This is a genomic window from Paenibacillus beijingensis, from assembly GCF_000961095.1.
Lineage (GTDB): Bacteria > Bacillota > Bacilli > Paenibacillales > Paenibacillaceae > Paenibacillus_O > Paenibacillus_O beijingensis.
The window spans coordinates 213,128-230,330 of the sequence record NZ_CP011058.1; the positions used below are offsets into that span (position 1 = coordinate 213,128).

At 51.3% G+C, this 17,203-nt stretch carries 15 protein-coding genes; 1 reads left to right on the forward strand and 14 read right to left on the reverse strand.

What is annotated here, in order from left to right; all coding sequences use genetic code 11:
* The first annotated feature begins 295 nt into the window (after positions 1–295).
* Positions 296–2,164: a glycoside hydrolase family 66 protein gene (locus tag VN24_RS01005; protein WP_082083551.1), complete on the forward strand. Its 1,869-nt coding sequence runs from the start codon at positions 296–298 to the stop codon at positions 2,162–2,164.
* Between the two features lie 58 nt (positions 2,165–2,222).
* On the opposite strand, the gene VN24_RS01010 is transcribed toward VN24_RS01005, so the two are convergent.
* The 14 genes from VN24_RS01010 to VN24_RS01075 form a co-directional block, all read right to left on the reverse strand.
* On the reverse strand, positions 2,223–3,221 hold the full coding sequence (locus tag VN24_RS01010) for an ROK family protein (protein ID WP_045668896.1): 999 nt from the start codon (positions 3,219–3,221) through the stop codon (positions 2,223–2,225).
* Between the two features lie 14 nt (positions 3,222–3,235).
* Positions 3,236–3,934 (reverse strand): copper homeostasis protein CutC, encoded by a 699-nt coding sequence (locus tag VN24_RS01015; RefSeq protein WP_045668897.1) that lies wholly within the window; start codon positions 3,932–3,934, stop codon positions 3,236–3,238.
* 23 nt (positions 3,935–3,957) lie between these two features.
* Complete coding sequence (locus VN24_RS01020; RefSeq protein WP_045668898.1) at positions 3,958–4,797, reverse strand: carbohydrate ABC transporter permease; 840 nt, start codon at positions 4,795–4,797, stop codon at positions 3,958–3,960.
* 1 nt (position 4,798) lies between these two features.
* On the reverse strand, positions 4,799–5,725 hold the full coding sequence (locus VN24_RS01025; protein WP_052702721.1) for a carbohydrate ABC transporter permease: 927 nt from the start codon (positions 5,723–5,725) through the stop codon (positions 4,799–4,801).
* 84 nt (positions 5,726–5,809) lie between these two features.
* Complete coding sequence (locus VN24_RS01030; protein ID WP_045668899.1) at positions 5,810–7,093, reverse strand: ABC transporter substrate-binding protein; 1,284 nt, start codon at positions 7,091–7,093, stop codon at positions 5,810–5,812.
* A 96-nt stretch (positions 7,094–7,189) separates the two neighbouring features.
* On the reverse strand, positions 7,190–8,203 hold the full coding sequence (locus VN24_RS01035) for an asparaginase (RefSeq protein WP_082083552.1): 1,014 nt from the start codon (positions 8,201–8,203) through the stop codon (positions 7,190–7,192).
* A gap of 21 nt (positions 8,204–8,224) precedes the next feature.
* Positions 8,225–9,406 (reverse strand): ROK family transcriptional regulator, encoded by a 1,182-nt coding sequence (locus tag VN24_RS01040; protein WP_045668901.1) that lies wholly within the window; start codon positions 9,404–9,406, stop codon positions 8,225–8,227.
* A gap of 448 nt (positions 9,407–9,854) precedes the next feature.
* A complete protein-coding gene (locus VN24_RS01045) occupies positions 9,855–11,330 on the reverse strand; it encodes a protein adenylyltransferase SelO (protein WP_045668902.1) in 1,476 nt (491 codons plus the stop codon).
* Positions 11,331–11,679: 349 nt separating this feature from the next.
* Entirely contained in the window at positions 11,680–12,228 is a 549-nt protein-coding gene (gene hxlB, locus VN24_RS01050) for a 6-phospho-3-hexuloisomerase (protein ID WP_045668903.1), read from the reverse strand.
* A complete protein-coding gene (gene hxlA / locus VN24_RS01055; RefSeq protein ID WP_045668904.1) occupies positions 12,221–12,877 on the reverse strand; it encodes a 3-hexulose-6-phosphate synthase in 657 nt (218 codons plus the stop codon). The genes hxlB and hxlA overlap by 8 nt, the downstream gene beginning before the upstream one ends.
* Complete coding sequence (locus VN24_RS01060; RefSeq protein ID WP_045668905.1) at positions 12,874–14,157, reverse strand: MFS transporter; 1,284 nt, start codon at positions 14,155–14,157, stop codon at positions 12,874–12,876. The genes hxlA and VN24_RS01060 overlap by 4 nt, the downstream gene beginning before the upstream one ends.
* Positions 14,154–15,119 carry a sugar kinase gene (locus tag VN24_RS01065; protein WP_193790092.1) on the reverse strand — a complete coding sequence of 322 codons (966 nt, stop codon included), beginning with the start codon at positions 15,117–15,119 and terminating at the stop codon, positions 14,154–14,156. Before VN24_RS01065 ends, VN24_RS01060 begins: the two co-directional genes overlap by 4 nt.
* Positions 15,116–15,895, reverse strand: a complete 780-nt coding sequence (locus VN24_RS01070; RefSeq protein ID WP_052702722.1) for a sugar phosphate isomerase/epimerase family protein — start codon at positions 15,893–15,895, stop codon at positions 15,116–15,118. Before VN24_RS01070 ends, VN24_RS01065 begins: the two co-directional genes overlap by 4 nt.
* A 128-nt stretch (positions 15,896–16,023) precedes the next feature.
* On the reverse strand, positions 16,024–17,049 hold the full coding sequence (locus VN24_RS01075) for a LacI family DNA-binding transcriptional regulator (protein WP_045668906.1): 1,026 nt from the start codon (positions 17,047–17,049) through the stop codon (positions 16,024–16,026).
* Between the last annotated feature and the right edge of the window lie 154 nt (positions 17,050–17,203).

A 17,203-nucleotide genomic window follows, 5' to 3' on the forward strand; every position in this document is an offset into this window, starting at 1 on the left:
ACAAACTGTCACTGTAAGTAATTGCAAATCCAATTATAGGCCCATAGACCTAGTGACACGATAAAATCTAGATTGTAATCGTTTACAAAATTTTTGAAAACGCATACAATACTCCCGTTAAATTAACTCAAAAAGACTAATTATAATAAAATGAATAGAATTTAATATTTTTTCTTTATAATTTATTAAAAAATGACCCCCTTTATTATGATTTTTAATAAAAATTATCCCCTATAAAAGAACGAAATGTTTCGCATATAATGAAAGTGAACATCTGAAAAGGAGGGAGTCCGTGATGAAACTTCGATCCTTTAGTAGTCGAACCTTGTTGATTCTATTGCCCGTGACCGCGTTTGCGATTGTGCTCCTTCTGATTGGTCCCCGGGATGGGGAGTCTCCAAATAATAGTGAAAACTCGGCAAGCAGTGACAACTCGACCGCCCAATACTCTTTAGAAGGCGAAAATTCGGCAACATGGATTACGGGAGTGGAAACCGATGCCGCCAGGTATAATCCCGGGCAGTCGGTAAAGCTTCTGATTCAGATCCAAAATCCGACCGGGAAGCAGCAAAGCGGAAAAATTCAAGTTCGCTGGAAGCATCTGGATGGGCAGGTCGGTGCGAATCAACCGCTCTTCGTTGTGCTGCAACCGAATGAGAAAAGGGATTACACCGTCATTTGGACACCGCCGGCGGACGATTATAAGGGCTATATGGCTGAAGCCGACTTTATTCAGGGCGAGCAGATCCGGGATGGAATCACAACCGCGGTTGACGTCTCAAGCGATTGGTCCCGTTTTCCCCGTTACGGGTATTTATCCGAGTTCCCGGACATGAAGACGGAAGCGATGCAGCAGGTGATCAACCGGTTGAACCGGTACCATTTGAACGGCCTGCAATTTTACGATTGGCAGTGGAAGCATAATGAACCTATTCCAACTGCGGGCGATATCCCGCATAGCCGGTGGAACAATGTTGCGAATCAAGAGGTCCGCTTTGATACCGTAAAACGATATATTGAATTCGCCCATAACAAAAATATGATGGCCATGAACTACAATTTGCTCTATGGTTCCTACGCAAACGAAGAAGGGAGCGGAGTGAAACCGGAGTGGGGCTTATTCGAAGACAGAGAGCATACGAAGCAGGATTTTCATCCGCTGCCCGATTCTTGGGCGAGCAATATTCAGCTGATGAATCCGGCGAATCCGGATTGGCAGCGTTACTTGTTCGAGCAGGAGAAAAAAGTGTTCGGCAATCTCGATTTTGACGGACTGCACGTCGATCAGCTCGGCGACCGCGGCAGCCGGTGGGATGCCCGGGGCAATCAAGTCGACCTGGCTCAAGCTTTCGGCGGCTTTCTAACGGAAGCTCGCAATCAGCTCGGCAATCGGCTCGTTATGAATGCCGTTTCCGGGTACGGTCAGCAGCAGATCGCGGACAGCGGAGCAACCGATTTTCTGTATACGGAAGTGTGGGAGAACCAGCCCACCTATGCGGATCTGAAGCAAATTCTCGATTCCGGCTCCAAACTGACCAACGGATTAAAAAACATGGTACTGGCGGGTTATATGAATTACCGGCTCGCCGATCACCAGGGACAATTTAACAAAGCGGGCATATTGATGACAAACAGCGTTATTTTTGCATTAGGGGGTTCCCATATTGAACTCGGGGACTCCGGAATGCTGTCGAAGGAATATTTTCCGAATAAATCGCTGAAAATGTCCGCCGATCTGGAGCAGGATCTGCAGCGCTATTACGACTTTATTGTCGCCTATGAAAATCTGCTGCGCGACAACGTGCAGGAGGCAAACGTGACGCTTAAGTCCGACAGCCATCCGCTTTCCAGCTCCCCCGCTCCAAAAACGATTTGGTATTTCGCCAAGGAGAAGGAGAACAGGCAGATCGTTCATCTCATTAACCTGATGAACCGCGACGATATTTTATGGCGCGACGATAATGGAACCGCGCCTTATCCGAAGACGCAAGACGCGATTAAGCTCGAGGTTCCGGTTCATAAACTGGTCAAAAAAGTATACATGGCTTCGCCAGATCAGCAGCACGGCAGAAGCCAATCTTTACCGTTCAAGCAGCAGGACGGCCGGATTGAAATTACGGTTCCTTCCCTCTACTACTGGGATATGCTCGTTATCGAAAGTTAAGACGGACATCCGCGTCTGTCTGCCGCTGCCCTCTGAAGCGGAACGCCGTAACGCGCCTTCAACACGTTTGGACAGCGCGCGATAAGGCCGCATACTTCCACCAGAGGGCAGCGCCGACGGCACCGGCAAACAGGCCGAGCCCCGCGCCCGTAAACCGAACGTTGTCGACCATACCGGGAATCCCGTACTCCCGTACAACCTGCAGCATCGAATCGAACAGTAACGGACCGCTCTCGGAAACGCCGCCGCCAAGAACGATCATTTCGGGATTGAGAAGATGGATAAACGTGACGAGACCGGCTCCAAGCGCGGCTCCGGCATCGGCCAGCTTCTGTTTGGCGTATTCGTTCCCGTCTTGGGCGGCTGCCGTTACATGCTTCGCGGATATGCGGTCCGGGTCGCCGCCCGCTGCGGCAACAACCGCTTCAGGCAACCGGCTGCCGCGAGCGATGTCATCTTGAACCCGCCCGGCAATCCAGGTGCCCGAAGCGTACACTTCAACGCAGCCGCGGTTTCCGCATGCGCAGAGCGGTCCGTTCCGGTCGATGCTGATATGCCCAAGCTCCGCAGCGCTGTTCGAAGCGCCGAGCAGCAGTTTCCCTTCACTTATAATGCCGCCGCCGATTCCGGTCGATACGGTTACGAACACCATATTTTTCGTTCCCGCGCCGGCTCCCGCCATCCATTCGCCAAGTGCGGCCGCATTGGCATCGTTCAGCACTTGAACCGGACAGCTGAAGCGCTGCTCCAGCATGCGCCCGACCGGGACGTCGCGCCAGCCGAGGTTTGTCGCCAGCAGTACTGTTCCTTCCTGCGGATCCAGGATGCCGGCAACCGCAATTCCGATTCCGCATATACGCAGCTTGCTTCCGCCTTCGTCAGAATGTTTATCGATTAACGCTTCAGCCAGCGCAATAAGCCGGCTGATTACGCGCTCGCTTCCTTGATCCGCAAGTGTTGCCGCCTGCATATGATCGATCACGCGACCTTCCGGATCTACAAGCGCAGCCAGCATTTTCGTACCGCCCAAATCGATTCCCAAATAAATTTCTTTCATCGTCAGCCTCTTTCTTAATCTCGCGACAAATTTCGTTGCAGTTGTTTAATCGTCATGATCCGGTTCTCGTCAATCCGGCCTTCCGTGCGGTTTCCGATCCGGACGCCGCGCCCGAAATGAACTTCTCGAACCCCGGTTTCCTGAATAAACCCGCTCAGCGTTTCAACCGTCAAACCGCTGCCGGCAAGCAAATGAATGGCCGTTCCCTTCGTTCTGCGAACAAGACGCTTGATCGTCTCCTCCGCATCCAGCACGCTTGGCCTGCCCCCGGATGTCAAAATCCGGTTGACTTGACGAAACACCAATAGATCGTCCAGCGCTTCATCCATATTCCGTGTATCGTCGAATGCCCGATGAAAGGTGACGGCAAGTCCCTCCGTTCCCTCGAGCAGGATGTTCAATGCCTGTTTGTCCACTCTTGCATCCGAAGTGAGCGCGCCCACAACGATGCCTGCGGCACCCGCCCGTTTGGCTACTTCGATATCTTTCAGCATCACCTTGATATCATGCCGGTCATAATGGAAAGACTGATTATGAGGACGAATCATCACATGCACCGGGACGGCCGACAACCGCACCGCTTCTTCCATCAACCCGATGCTGGGCGTCATTCCGCCTTCCAGAAGGCCCGTCACCAGCTCGATCCGGTCGGCACCCGCTCTGACGGCCGATTGTACGTCATCCAAACTTGTTGCAATTACTTCCAGCAGCATATCGAATTCTCTTTCCTTTCCGCTTACCCTTTTACGGCGCCCTGTGAAAGGCCCGCCACAATATAACGCTGCATGATGGCAAATAATACAACGACCGGAAGCAGCGATAAAATGCCTGCCGTGCTCATTTCGCCCCAGTTGACGTCAAACTTTTGCACAAAATTGTTCAGTCCTACCGGAACCGTCTTTACGCTTTCGCTCGTCGTAAACATAATGCCAAAGAACAGATCGTTCCAGGCAGCCGTGAACGCAAATACGAACGTTGCGACAATACCGGGCAGCATAATCGGCAAAATAATGCGCACGACCGTCTCCAGCCTGCCGCATCCGTCAATCATCGCCGCTTCTTCCAAAGCGACCGGGATGCGTTGAAAAAATCCGGAAATCGTAATGAGACAAAACGGGATATTGATCGCAGTATACGTTACAATGAGCGAGGTCAACGAATCCAGCATATTCAACTCGCTGAATGCAATAAACAGCGGCACCAGCATAATAATGACCGGAATCATCTGCGTCCCGAGAAACAGCAGCATGATAACGCCTTTCCCTTTAAAACGGTAGCGGGCCAAGCTGTAGCCGCCGAGTATGGACACGATCAGGACCAGAATGCCGCTGACGATACTGACGATAAAGCTGTTCGCGAAATAATGCGGGAAATTGGACGTTTTGAACGTTTCGATATAGTTGGCCCAAGTCAGCTCTTCCGGCCAAAACGTCAATTTGTCGCCGTAAATTTCCTGCCTGCCTTTCAAGGACGTGATAAACATCCAGTAAAATGGAAGCAGCGTGCCGAGCAGAAATAAAGCGAGCATGACGAACCGAATGAGTCCGGGACCTTTTCTCTTAAGCAGTAGCGGCATGTTAAATATCCCCCGCTTCATCGTATTTTGTCGCACGCAGGAACACAACTGCATAAACGGTCAGGAAAATGAGCATCATGACCCCGAGCGCGGAAGCTTGTCCATAGTCCGTCGAATATCCGATTTTGTTAAAGATGTAAGACGGCAAGTTGTGGGAGCTGTTAGCTGGGCCGCCGTTCGTCATCACATAAATTAAATCGGCGGAATTGAATACCCAAATGCAGCGGAGCAGCACCGTCAAAATAAGGGTCGGTTTAATATAAGGGATCGTAATTTGAAACAGCTGCCGCACTTTTCCGGCGCCGTCAATATCCGCCGATTCGTATACGTCTTTCGGTACCGATTGCAGAGCGGCCAAAATCATAATGCCGAAAAACGGCACCCCATACCAGATCATCGCAGCAATGACGGGATAAATGGACGTCCCGGTCAGCGCCAAAAACGGAACCGCGTGATCGCTCAATCCGAATTTCATGAGCAGCTCATTGATCAGTCCGTTGCGCTCGCTGAACATCAATTTGAAAATCATGCCGATCAGAAATGCGGATACGGCCCAAGGCAGAAACACGATGGCCTGATACACGTTTTTTCCCCGGAACGATTTATTAAGTGCAAGCGCGAGCGCAAATCCGAGCCCAAACTGCAGCCCTACCGTCAACACAACCCAGATGAGCGAGTTGAACAGGATGCCGGGCAAATTGTCTTCGCTTAAAATGGATTTATAATTATCCAAACCGCTGAAATGAATATTGTTCGGTTCAAACAAAACGTAGTGCATAAAGGAAAGCTGGATCGCTTTCGACAGCGGATAACCGAAAAAGGCCGCGATAATAATTAAAGCGGGCAGCAATAACAAGTACGCTTCCATCCGCCGGAAAAAACGTTTTTTTGGATAAGGCGATACAGCTGCCTTAACGTTAGCTGACATGTCGTTCCACCACCTGTAAAAAAATAAAACACGCATAATCAAATAAAGTTTGGTTGATTATGCGTGTTTTGTATGTGCTGCTTCTTACTTACTGGAATTCGCCTTCGTGTACTCCGTTTGCGCATTGGTCAGCCAGTCTGCAAGGTGTTTCACGGTATCGTCCAAGTTCTGTTTGCCCGACATATATTTCTGCGTCTCTTCCACTGCGTACGTCGCGGTAAACTCGCTCAGATTCGTCAAATAGCTTGGCGGTCCGGCAAACACAATGTTGGAATCCGCCATCGCACCTGCATAACCGGCGATCGGACCGCTCTTGAAGAACGGATCGTCCAAGTTTTTCTTGTAAATCGGAATGCTTGTGTTTTGTTTGCTGTATTCCAGGTTGCTTTCCGGCGAGCTCAAAAACTCGATCAGCTTCCAGGCGGCATCTTTATGTTCGGAGTTTGCGGACATCGCGTAAGCGGCGGTAAAGCCCCAGAAGATGTACCGTTTGCCGTCATCCGATTTCGGCATCGGCACGACGTTCCACGTGCCTTCTTTCATATTTTTCCCGGCGACAGCAATAACTTCCGGCGTTTGGTTCAAAATGCCGGTTTGGCCGTTCATGAAGCCTTGCACCATCTCGTTGAATCCCCACGCAATGGATTCTTTCGGCGCGTAACCGTTCATGTACAAATCGTAAAATTGTTTGAAGGCGGCTTTTGCTTCCGGCTTATACAAAATCGACTTGCCGTCCTGGTCATACCAGCTATCCGAGTGGGTAGCCGACATCACATATTCCATGGCGCGGATAATGCCGTTCGCTCCGCCGCGGAAGGAAATGCCGTAATGCCCTTTGGAATCGGTCAATTTTTGCGCCAGCGTGAAGTAATCGTTCCACGTATCGATTTGCTCGGGAAGTCCCTGCTCTTTAAACCAGTTGCTCTGAATAAACAAACCTTGCAGCAGGAATGCGTCCGGAATCGCATATACTTGATCGTTAAACTTGTTGCGTGCTTGTTTGGCCGCTTCGGTCAAATTGCCGACTTGGTCCCATTTATCGTAGTAAGGCTGCAAATTTTCGATATAACCTGCGGAAGCAAGTCCGGCTAGCGACGTATCGTCAATGCTGACGACGTCCGGCAGCGTTTTGGACGCTCCCATCGTAATCCATTTCTTGCTCGCCTGATCCCACGGTACCGACATATATTCGACCTTGATGCTCGGGTTGGCCGTTTCGAATTTACCGATCAGCCCTTCCATAAGCTTCGTCCGCTCCGGACTCGGCAGCGGGTCCAGGTAGGAAATGTTGACCGTTTTACCCGAATCGGATGCTGAATTTGCGCCGCTTTCGTTTTTGCCGCCGCATCCCGCCAGTATGGTTGACATTGCTAATACACCGGATAGTACGAGTGCTGAAGACTTCCATTTAATCACGTAATTTCCCCCTAGATGTCATGTATATATCAATAATGAGATTGATACTTAAGGTTGGATTGACTGCTGTAACGTAAACACCGGCTCGTTGCGGCCGATCACTTTTTGGTTGTCATTTTTGATGTCGAGCGGCGCCAGCTTATACATCCGGGCGATCGTTTCCGGATTGTCGTAGCCGATTTGCTCCAAAATCGAAGCGACGATGATCGGCCATTCGTCCTCGGAGCCGTCAATCACTTTCAGCGCGAAAGCGAGACGCTCTTTTTTCAATCCGAAGCAGTAGACGCCCTTCGCTCCGCCTTTGGCAACAATGTTCGGATCCATCAGCAGACTCGAGCAAATCCGGTCCGTACCAGCGACCATCTCATAATGGGCATTCATACGCCGTACGATCGTCTGCACCGCCGTCCGGATTTCTTCGTTATCGATTAAATCGGGGCAGGCCAGCTTGAGATAAGCGACTGCCAAAGCATGGAGCGGCATTGAAAACACGGGGAAGCCGCAGCCGTCGGTACCGAGATGAATCGCTTCTTTCGGCAGCTCCGCCAAGTAAGCGAGCGTCTCCAAAATCTCCTGCTGGGCAGGGTGATCGAGCTCGCCGTAACCTTCCAGCGGATAACCCATCTTTTTGCACAGCGCAAGAATGCCCAAATGTTTGCCGGAACAGTTATGATAAATGGCCCGTTTGGAAGCGTTCTGGCGAAGCAAATCTTCCGTTGCATATACGCTGAGCGGATATGTAGGATGACAAATCAGATGCTGTTCGCCAATTCCCGTTTTGCGGATGATCGATTCCAAAATCTCGACATGAAACGGCTCGGCGCGGTGGGAGCCGATCGTAATCGCCCCTTCCGCATCGGTAAACCCGAATGCCTGGTCAGCGCCATGCCTTACAACCGGAATCGCCTGAAACGGTTTGCCTGAGGAACGCAGAAACGTCTCGGCTTCCGGATTGCCTGCGGAATAGACAATTTGTCCTTTCTCATTCACACCGCAAATATGACCGTAGTGAACGCACTCTTCAAATCCTCCGCGATATTCTTTAACAAGAGCTGTTTCCACGCTGTTTCCCCCTCCAATAATTTAATCGAGCGGAAGCCCCTGTTTAAGCCGCTGCTGCAGCACAAGCTTGGCCGCTCCGATCCGAACGGAATTCTCGCCCAATTTCGAACGGGACAAATCGAACGTTCCGCTGAACGGTTCCCAGATGAAATCTTTCATTTTTGCCCGCACCATCTCGAACGTGTCGGAATGATGTTCAATAAAGTTGCCCGTTAAAATGATCCGGTCCGGATTATACGTACAGACGACGTTGTTGATCGTGACCGCAATATAAGTACAAGCACGTTCAATGATGTTATAGGCCCACGTTTCGCCATTGCGCATCGCTTCGAAAATGTCTTCCACATGATGGACCGGCCTCACTTGGTTCGCCTCCTGAAGCAGGGACAAGTCCGTAATATACGTTTGCAGACAGCCCCTCTTGCCGCATTCGCAAAGCATCCCATCCGGGTTCACGGTGGAATGGCCGATTTCGCCAGCAATATTGTTGGCTCCCCGATAAATCTCTCCTTCATCCACAAGCGCGGACCCGACGCCGCTGCCGACGCTGACGAGAACGGTTTTGGTTTCGTCGGATTTGGGCCAATAACTGCTTTCGCCAAGCGCCTTAACCTTTAAATCGTTATCCAGGACGACGGGGAGCGGCAATTTGTCTTCGATTAAAGAAGCGAAGCGCTCATTTTTCCATTTCAGCTGTGCCGAAATGATCACTTCCCCGGTGTCGGGATTAATGATGCCCGGTATGCCGATTCCGATGCCGATGAACTTGTTCAGCTCAACCTTTTGTCCGTCCGCCAATTGCCGAATGAGGTCAATAATGCGGCTGGCGACCGTCTCCGGACAATTCGCGCTGTTGTCCGCCTTCTTCTCGGCCTCGGTGATAATGCGGCCATCCAAATCGACAATCGCCGCTTTGATAACGTTCCGGTCCACTTCAACGCCGATCGCTAACAGCGACTGCACATCGCATTCGAGCATCGTCGCCTTGCGGCCGACGCCTGAGGACTGTTGATCGGTCTCTTTAATGAGCCCGGTTTCGATCAGCGTGTTCACGATCCGTCCAACCGAAGCCGGACTCATCTTGGTCATCTTGGCAATATCGGCTCTCGATATCCGCCTGTTGTTTTTCTGGATGATTTCAAGAATGAGAATCTGATTTTTTTTCTTGATGAACTCCTGGTCATGCTTCAACCGATCCCCCATCGTACCAACCTCTCGTCAATTAATTTCATTGCAATAATAATTAAGATGGAAAATATGGGGAAACTTACGATACCAAGCTGATTTATCGCTATTTTTCTTAAAAAAACCGTTTAATTAGTATCATCATGTTATTAACTATAAACGAACCTTCTTGAGCGTGTCAATAAAAAACGTCGAATTATGTCATTTTATCTGACGCGAGGGGAGATAAAAGAAGTGCGGTGAACGTAGGATCGCTGCGCGGCTGGTTCGGATCTCCGATCGCTGTTGAAGCCGGATCGTTAGTATTGTCTAACCCCTTGTAGGGTTACGATCCGTCTTCAAATGCGAACGCTGACGCTTCTCCGATTCCAAACCAGCCGCTTCGCTCTTGTTCACCGCACTTCTTTAAGTGAGAAACAAAACAGGCTGTCCCTTGAGTGGACAGCCTTTCAATTCAATGCTTCGATCAAGTCCCGCAAAAAGTTCGGTAAGGACGGGTTGCTGGCTCTGGCAGCGTGGCGTATTCCGCCTGTTCGGGGGAGTGCGCGAAGGGGCTCGAAAGAGCAACAAGAAGCCGCTCCATCACGCTGTAGTCTCCTTGTTCCACCGCAGCTTCCAGTGCATCTTCTACCCGGTGGTTGCGAGGGATTACCGCGGGATTGCTGCTTTGCATCAACTGTTGCGAAGCGGCTTCGGGCTCCTGCTGCCTGCCTCGTCTCGCCTGCCACTGCTCATGCCACGAAGCAAATTCCTTGGCGTCAAACAGATCCGAATCCTTCGGTTGATCAAAAGTTAATGCGCGGAAAGTATTGGTGTAGTCCGCACCATATTTCTGCATCATGGTTAGGAGACCTTTAATGAGGGATTCATCCTCTTGCTCTTCGTTAAAGATTCCCAGTTTTGCCCTCATTCCCCCGAGCCAATGACGGTGATACAACTCGGAGAAATCAGAAATCGCATCCTCGGCCAGTTTGATCGCCTGCTCTTCGCTGTCATGCAGCAGCGGCAAGAGGGCTTCAGCAAATCTCGCGAGATTCCACGCGGCAATATGCGGCTGATTGCCATAGGCGTAACGCCCATGGACGTCAATGGAGCTGAATACCGTGGCCGGGTCATAAGCATCCATAAAGGCGCAAGGGCCGTAATCGATCGTTTCTCCGCTAAGGGCCATGTTGTCGGTGTTCATCACTCCGTGAATAAAGCCGACGAGCTGCCATTTGGCAATCAGCTTGGCCTGCCGCTTGATCACTTCCTGAAGCAGGACAAGATAGCGGTTCTCATCGGCGTCAATTTCCGGAAAATGTCTTTGCAATGTGTAATCGGTCAACGCCCGAAGGTTCTCCTCGGTACCCCAACTTGCAGCGTATTGAAAGGTGCCGACGCGCAGATGACTGGCAGCCACGCGGGTCAGAATCGCTCCGGGCAGCTCGGTTTCGCGAAATACGGACTCACCGGTCGTTACCACCGCCAGGCTGCGGGTCGTCGGAATACCAAGCGCATGCATCGCTTCGCTTATGATGTATTCGCGCAGCATCGGCCCGAGTGCCGCGCGGCCATCGCCTCGTCGGGAGTATGGCGTTATACCTGAACCTTTCAGCTGAATATCCACCCGCGCGCCCAGGGGAGTGATTTGTTCGCCAAGCAGCAGAGCCCTTCCGTCCCCTAACATCGTAAAATGCCCGAATTGATGCCCGGCGTAAGCTTGAGCAAGCGGCAAAGCGCCTTCGGGAATCCGGTTGCCGGCTAGCGCCGCTACACCATCATTGCTTCGCAGCGCTTGGACATTCAACCCCAGCGCTCTCGCCAACGAATCATTAAGAACGGCCAATTTCGGCTCTCGTACAGGAGTTGGGTTTTGTTTCGTAAAAAATGATTCCGGCAGACGGGCATAACTGTTATCGAAGTTCCATCCTGTTTCGGTTACCGCTGTTTTCTCTGTCATCTTATCTCCTTTTTCATGATGATATTTTTGGTCGTCTACTTTTTATATCAATACAAGGCAGCTCATGTAGTGTTTGCTTTACCAATTTTATTATACCCTTCCATTGTGTTATTCTGCCCGTTACCGATCTGGTGAAAAAGGATCGCCTGACCGCACGGCAGCGGTGTTCTTGCATATTTCAACATTCTTCCTCAACAATCCTGCTGCAGGCTTTATAATGCCCCGCTTCAGATGGATAAAGCAAAATTTAACCATTCTGTTATTTCGAAAAAACCGAAAGAAGGACGGTTTAGGAACCGTCCTTCTTTCGGCCTCTATTATAGACTCGAACGAGTCCGCTTCCGTCGTATTACTCCACGTTGCTGTGCAGGCGCAGCGCCATGCCGCCGTCCACCTGCCGGATGCCGCCATATTCCAGGCATACGGCGTCCAGGACGAGATGGACGCATTGGTCGAACAGCGACCCAAGCGGTTGAATGCTTGCCGCTTCGCCCTCGCGTCTATATTTCGTGGCTGCCGGAATGTGCAGGAGCTTTGTCGCGCTGCGCCCCAGCTGAGACTGTTCGTCCGTTGTTACGCCGATCACGGTGCAGCCCAGCTCTCGCGCTTTTTCCGCAACCCACACGACATTTTTCGTCGTTCCCGAGCCGGACACCGCGACCAAAATATCGCCGGCGGCCATCGAGGGCGTAATCGTCTCTCCGACGACATACGACGTCGCGCCAAGATGCATCATGCGCATCGCAAACGATTTGGCCATCAGTCCCGACCGGCCCTCTCCGACGACGAAAATTCTTTTCCCTTCCGCCAAAGTCGCTGCCGTCTCCTGAATAGCGCCGGCCTCCAGCTTGTTCAGCACCGTTTCGATTTCCCCGATAATAGCCGGAATTTTATCCATAGATCCGTCTCTCCCTCTGCTCATTCATCACTTGTCTTATTTGAAATGCCGCCTGCCGCGGGTCGGCCGCCTTCGTAATCGCGGACCCGATAATGACCACATGCGGCTTAAGCAGCATCAAACCCGGCAGCGATTCCAGCGTGATCCCTCCGGCCATCGCCAGCTTCAGCCCTTCATCTGCGCGAACTCCTCCAGCTTGCCGACTGACATTCTTAAGCTGATGCCCCGCTTGCTCCTGCTCATCTTTGCTGACATGGATGCAGTGAACGGCATCGTTGAATTGATGCAATGTATTCTGCTGTTCAGTCGAAGTATGGAGAAGATCGATCATGACCTGCGCGCCGAACCGGGCGGCAGTCTCCATACACGTCTCCACCGTCACGAGCGGAGCGGCTCCCATTACCGTAGCAACATCCGCGCCGGCATTGAAGCATAGCTCGAACTCATACTTGGCGTTATCGAACGTTTTCATATCGGCCACAATCGTTTTATCCGGAAATGCCCGCTTGAGCTCCTTGACGCTGTCCATACCAAATTCTTTAATGAGGGAAGTTCCCACTTCGATCCAATCCACTTCGTCCTGAACGATTCGCGCCATATCAACGGCCTCTTGGATCGTCATCCGGTCAAGAGCTAATTGAATATTCATCGCGGATTCACTCCCACCTGTGAACGTATTCCTACTTGTTTCGTTCTGCCTACCATTATCGTCAAAATCGCGGAAAGCAGCAATGAGCTTGCCATGAACATATAGGAAGCTCCAAATCCGCCCGTCGATCCGTTCAAATAGCCGACAATGTAGGAACCGGCAAACGAACCGAGCGCCCCCATGCTGTTGATCAATGCCATCGCTCCTCCTGCGACGTTGCGCGGCAGTATTTCCGGAATAATGGCAAAAAACGGTCCGTACGGCGCGTACATAGCTCCTCCTGCAATAATGAGCAAAACAAAAGATATCCAGAACTGGTCGGGTCCGATTGCATAAGAGGCGTAGAAAGCGATTGCACCGATTAGCAGGAAAGGCCATACAAATCTTTTTCGATGCAGCGTTTTATCCGAGAAGTAAGAGGCCAGAAGCATAAGCGCAATCGCGAGCAGATAAGGGATCGACGACAGCCATCCGGTGGCGATCATACTCATATTCGGGGCCGCTTTGACGATCGAAGGAAGCCACAGCACGAAACCGTACACACCGATGCTCCAGAAAAAATATTGAAAGGCAAGGATGATGACGCTTGGCGAGCGAAACGCTTCACGATAATTTTTAACCGCTTTCAAATCTGCTTGTTCGCGATTCATCTCTTCCGACAGCGCTCTTTTCTCTTCATCGGTAAGCCATTTCGCATCCTTCGGCTTATCGTTCACAAGCTTCCACCAAATAAAGGCCCAAATCACCGCCGGCAGCCCCTCAACGATGAACATGCCTCTCCAGCCGATCGAAGTGACGAGATATCCGGACAGAACCGACATCCACAGCACCGTAACCGGATTGCCGAGAATGAGAAACGTATTGGCCCGGGAACGTTCTTTTTTCGTAAACCAATGGCTTAAAAAGACGAGCATCGCCGGCATGACAGCGCTCTCTACAACGCCAAGCATAAAGCGAATGCCAATCAGCAGCGTTACATTAGTGACCATCCCTGTAGCGGTAGCCAGAAGCCCCCATAATATGAGCGCGACAAAAACGAGCTTCTTGGCGCTTTTATTTTCCGCGTAGTACGCTCCGGGTACCTGAAAGAAAAAATAACCGAGAAAAAACAGCGCGCCCAGCAGCGATGACATCGACGACGTAATGGACAAATCTTCGGCCATTCCGGCCGCTGCCCCAAAACCGTAATTTGCCCGGTCCAAATAGGCAAGACTGTACGTGATGAAAATAACCGGTATTAACCGGAACCAGCGGGAGGCGGATAATTGAGGTTTGCTCATGAACATCTCGCTCCTTTCAGATGCTGTTTAATAAATGACGTCAGCGAGGCTTCCTCCGGATAACCTTCATGATCGCCGTAGGTTTGGACAGCCATCGCTCCAATCGCATTGCCGCGCACAACCGAATCCGCTACGCCATAGCCGAGCAGCAGGCCGCTGATCAAGCCGACCGAGAAGCCGTCTCCGGCTCCGACCGTATCGATAACGTTGTCGACCTTGAATCCGGGAACGGCGCCTTCCTCCGTCCGGCTGCAATAATAGGCTCCTTCGGCACCCAACTTGATGACGACTAGCTTGACTCCGTGCTGCAGGTAAAACTCGGCAATCGCCTTTACATTCCGCGTACCGGTCAGCAGCTCCGCTTCCTCGATACCCGGGAGCACCCAATCGCACTTGAAGGCGAATGCATTCGTTACCGAAATCATTTCCTCCCGCGAAGCCCACAGGGACGGCCGCAAATTCGGATCAAACGAGACCGTTCGTCCCGCCTGCTTCATCAAGTTCAACGCCTCTGCGGCAAACGCGCGCGTGTTCTCCGAAATTCCAAGCGGAATGCCGGTCATATGCAAATGCCGGGCGGACAGAAAATAGTCGCGGCCCAGCGCTTCCGTTCCCATAAAGCTTGCCGCCGAACGTTTGCGGAAATATTGCACCTGCGGGTCGCCTGCTTCGACACGGGATTTCAGCTGAAAGCCGGTCGGGTTCCGCTCATCGGTCGTCACCGAGTCGATATTCACCTTTTCCGACCGAAGCTTTGCTTGAATAAACTGACCGAAGGCGTCCTTCCCCACTCTGCTTGCCCATCCGCTGCGAAGGCCGAGCCGCGCGAGCCCGATTGCGACATTCGTTTCCGCTCCGGCCAAACGGCGCGTGAACTGACTGACTTCCGCCAAATCGCCGGGCGAATCGGCGACAAACATCGCCATCGCCTCTCCGAAAGTGACCACATCCAGCTTGTTCAAGTGATTTCCTCCTTCTCCATCGCTTTTTTCAACAGGGCGATATAATCACGCAGCATGCTTGCATCCGCAACAGGAAATTCAATGGCGGCCGGCGCGTCCGCAGGCAGCCGTTGTAATAGCTGTCTCCAGTCCGCGTTCGGCTCCTTAGTTATTGGAACCGTTTTCAATTGATCGCCATCCTGTTCGACATGCTTACAATGAACATACACGACATGCCTGCTCAGCAATTCGGCCGCAGCGAACGCATTTTCCCCGGAGTACGCCCAGTTTCCGATATCAAACGTCATGCGGACAGGGACGGCATTTTCTGAAACCGCTTTAAAAAATGCGTTCAGCTGCTGCAGATTGCCTCCGTAAGCCGTCTGGTCATTTTCCACCGTTAAGATCATCGACTTAGATCCTTGGAGATTACGACCTAATAAACCAGATATTGCGTTTACATTTGATCGAACAGCATCATAATGACCTAACGGCATTTTCACAATGTCCGCTTGAATCGCTTGCGCTTCTTCAAGGATCACTTCTAAACCGCTTTCATTTAACTCGCCGCTTTCAAGCCAAAGTTCCACCGGAGCCGAATAGACACAATTGAGCTGATGCTGCTCAATGGCACGCCGGCACTTTTCTAATGGAAGATCCTCGGTACGAAACAGTTCCCGCCTGATTTCAATTCCTTGTCCGCCGTTTGCCGCAATGAATGCTGCATACTTTTCCTGGCCGTCTACCGCTGGATTTTGCGGGTCAAATACCGAGGTGGGAATAATAACTTTATTCAAGTAGAAGCTCACCTCCTGCGATTGTGATAAATGGTTTAATCTTCATAAACCGATTTACTAAACCGGTTTATCTATTTGACGAAATTATACTGCACCTCTTTTTAAAATTCAAGCACCCCGCCAAAAAATTATTTTTCGGCAGGGGTGCTTCTTAAGGTGGATTCACGTACAACCAGTTTGCATTCAAAAATCCGCTCGCGCGGCGAGGCGTCGATTTGCCCGTCGGCCTTAATCCGCTCATGGAGCAGTTCCCCGGCGGCTTTGCCCATTTCCTGCGAAGGCTGGATGATTGAAGTGAGCGTCGGCTGCAACAAATGCGCGAATGAGATGTTGTCAAAGACGATCAGCGCGAGCTGCTCCGGCACCTTGATCGCATTCGCTTTGATGTGGGCAAGCACCTCCAGCAGCACCAAATCGTTGCCGGCAATAATCGCCGAAGGCTTGATCTCCCCCGCAAAGAGTTTGTTCAGCCTGCTCTTCATTTCGGCCATTTCGCAGCTGATCATGAACGGCTCATGTTGTTCCAGTCCGAGCTCCTTCACCGCCCTTTTGTAGCCTTCCATCCGCTCCATGCGCGAACTGATCGTCAGCGGCGCCGTCAATATGGCGATCTTCCGGTGGCCTTGCTCCGCCAAATGTTCAATCGCCTTATAAACCGCTTCACCGTTGTTCACGGCGATGATGTCCGTGTTAATCCCTTCCACTTTGCGGTCGATGAACAGGATCGGGGTGCGCTGCTTCGTCAGCTTTTTGTACAGCTGCTTGTTTTTGCCGGTCGGAAACAAAATGATGCCGTCCACCTGCTTCGCCTGCAGCATTTCGATATACATCTTCTCTTTCTCCGCATCCTCGTACGAGTTACACAGCATGACATTCATGCCGTACTCCTGAAAATAATCTTCAATCGCCCGGCAAATTTCCGTCGAGAAGCTGTGCATAATGTTCGCCACAATGATGCCGATCGTTGACGTCCGCTTTTGCTTCAAGCTCCGCGCCAACGCGTTCGGCTGGTACTCCAGCTCTTCAATCGCTTCTTCAATTTTCGATCTCGTTTCCGCACTCATATATTCGTACCGTTTATTTAAATATTGGGAAACGGTGCTTTTGGACACACCGGCTTTTTCCGCCACATCGGCCATTGTAACCTTGACCACGAACTCACTCCTCTTGTCTCTCTCGCCGGCTAAATATAAACCGGTTTACCGTTCATCGATGATTTTTTCTTTCATCATGTTAACAAGTAACATCAGGAGCTTCAAGTCCTTTGCTATGGCTGCTTCCGGAACACGGATATCTGTGCACGCCGAT

Coding starts and splice junctions, on each gene's coding strand:
- VN24_RS01005 (WP_082083551.1), top strand. CDS start 296: ATGAAACTTCGATCCTTTAGTAGTCGAACCTTGTTGATTCTATTGCCC.
- VN24_RS01010 (WP_045668896.1), bottom strand. CDS start 3,221: ATGAAAGAAATTTATTTGGGAATCGATTTGGGCGGTACGAAAATGCTG.
- VN24_RS01015 (WP_045668897.1), bottom strand. CDS start 3,934: ATGCTGCTGGAAGTAATTGCAACAAGTTTGGATGACGTACAATCGGCC.
- VN24_RS01020 (WP_045668898.1), bottom strand. CDS start 4,797: ATGCCGCTACTGCTTAAGAGAAAAGGTCCCGGACTCATTCGGTTCGTC.
- VN24_RS01025 (WP_052702721.1), bottom strand. CDS start 5,725: ATGTCAGCTAACGTTAAGGCAGCTGTATCGCCTTATCCAAAAAAACGT.
- VN24_RS01030 (WP_045668899.1), bottom strand. CDS start 7,093: ATGTCAACCATACTGGCGGGATGCGGCGGCAAAAACGAAAGCGGCGCA.
- VN24_RS01040 (WP_045668901.1), bottom strand. CDS start 9,406: ATGGGGGATCGGTTGAAGCATGACCAGGAGTTCATCAAGAAAAAAAAT.
- VN24_RS01045 (WP_045668902.1), bottom strand. CDS start 11,330: ATGACAGAGAAAACAGCGGTAACCGAAACAGGATGGAACTTCGATAAC.
- hxlB (WP_045668903.1), bottom strand. CDS start 12,228: ATGGATAAAATTCCGGCTATTATCGGGGAAATCGAAACGGTGCTGAAC.
- hxlA (WP_045668904.1), bottom strand. CDS start 12,877: ATGAATATTCAATTAGCTCTTGACCGGATGACGATCCAAGAGGCCGTT.
- VN24_RS01060 (WP_045668905.1), bottom strand. CDS start 14,157: ATGAGCAAACCTCAATTATCCGCCTCCCGCTGGTTCCGGTTAATACCG.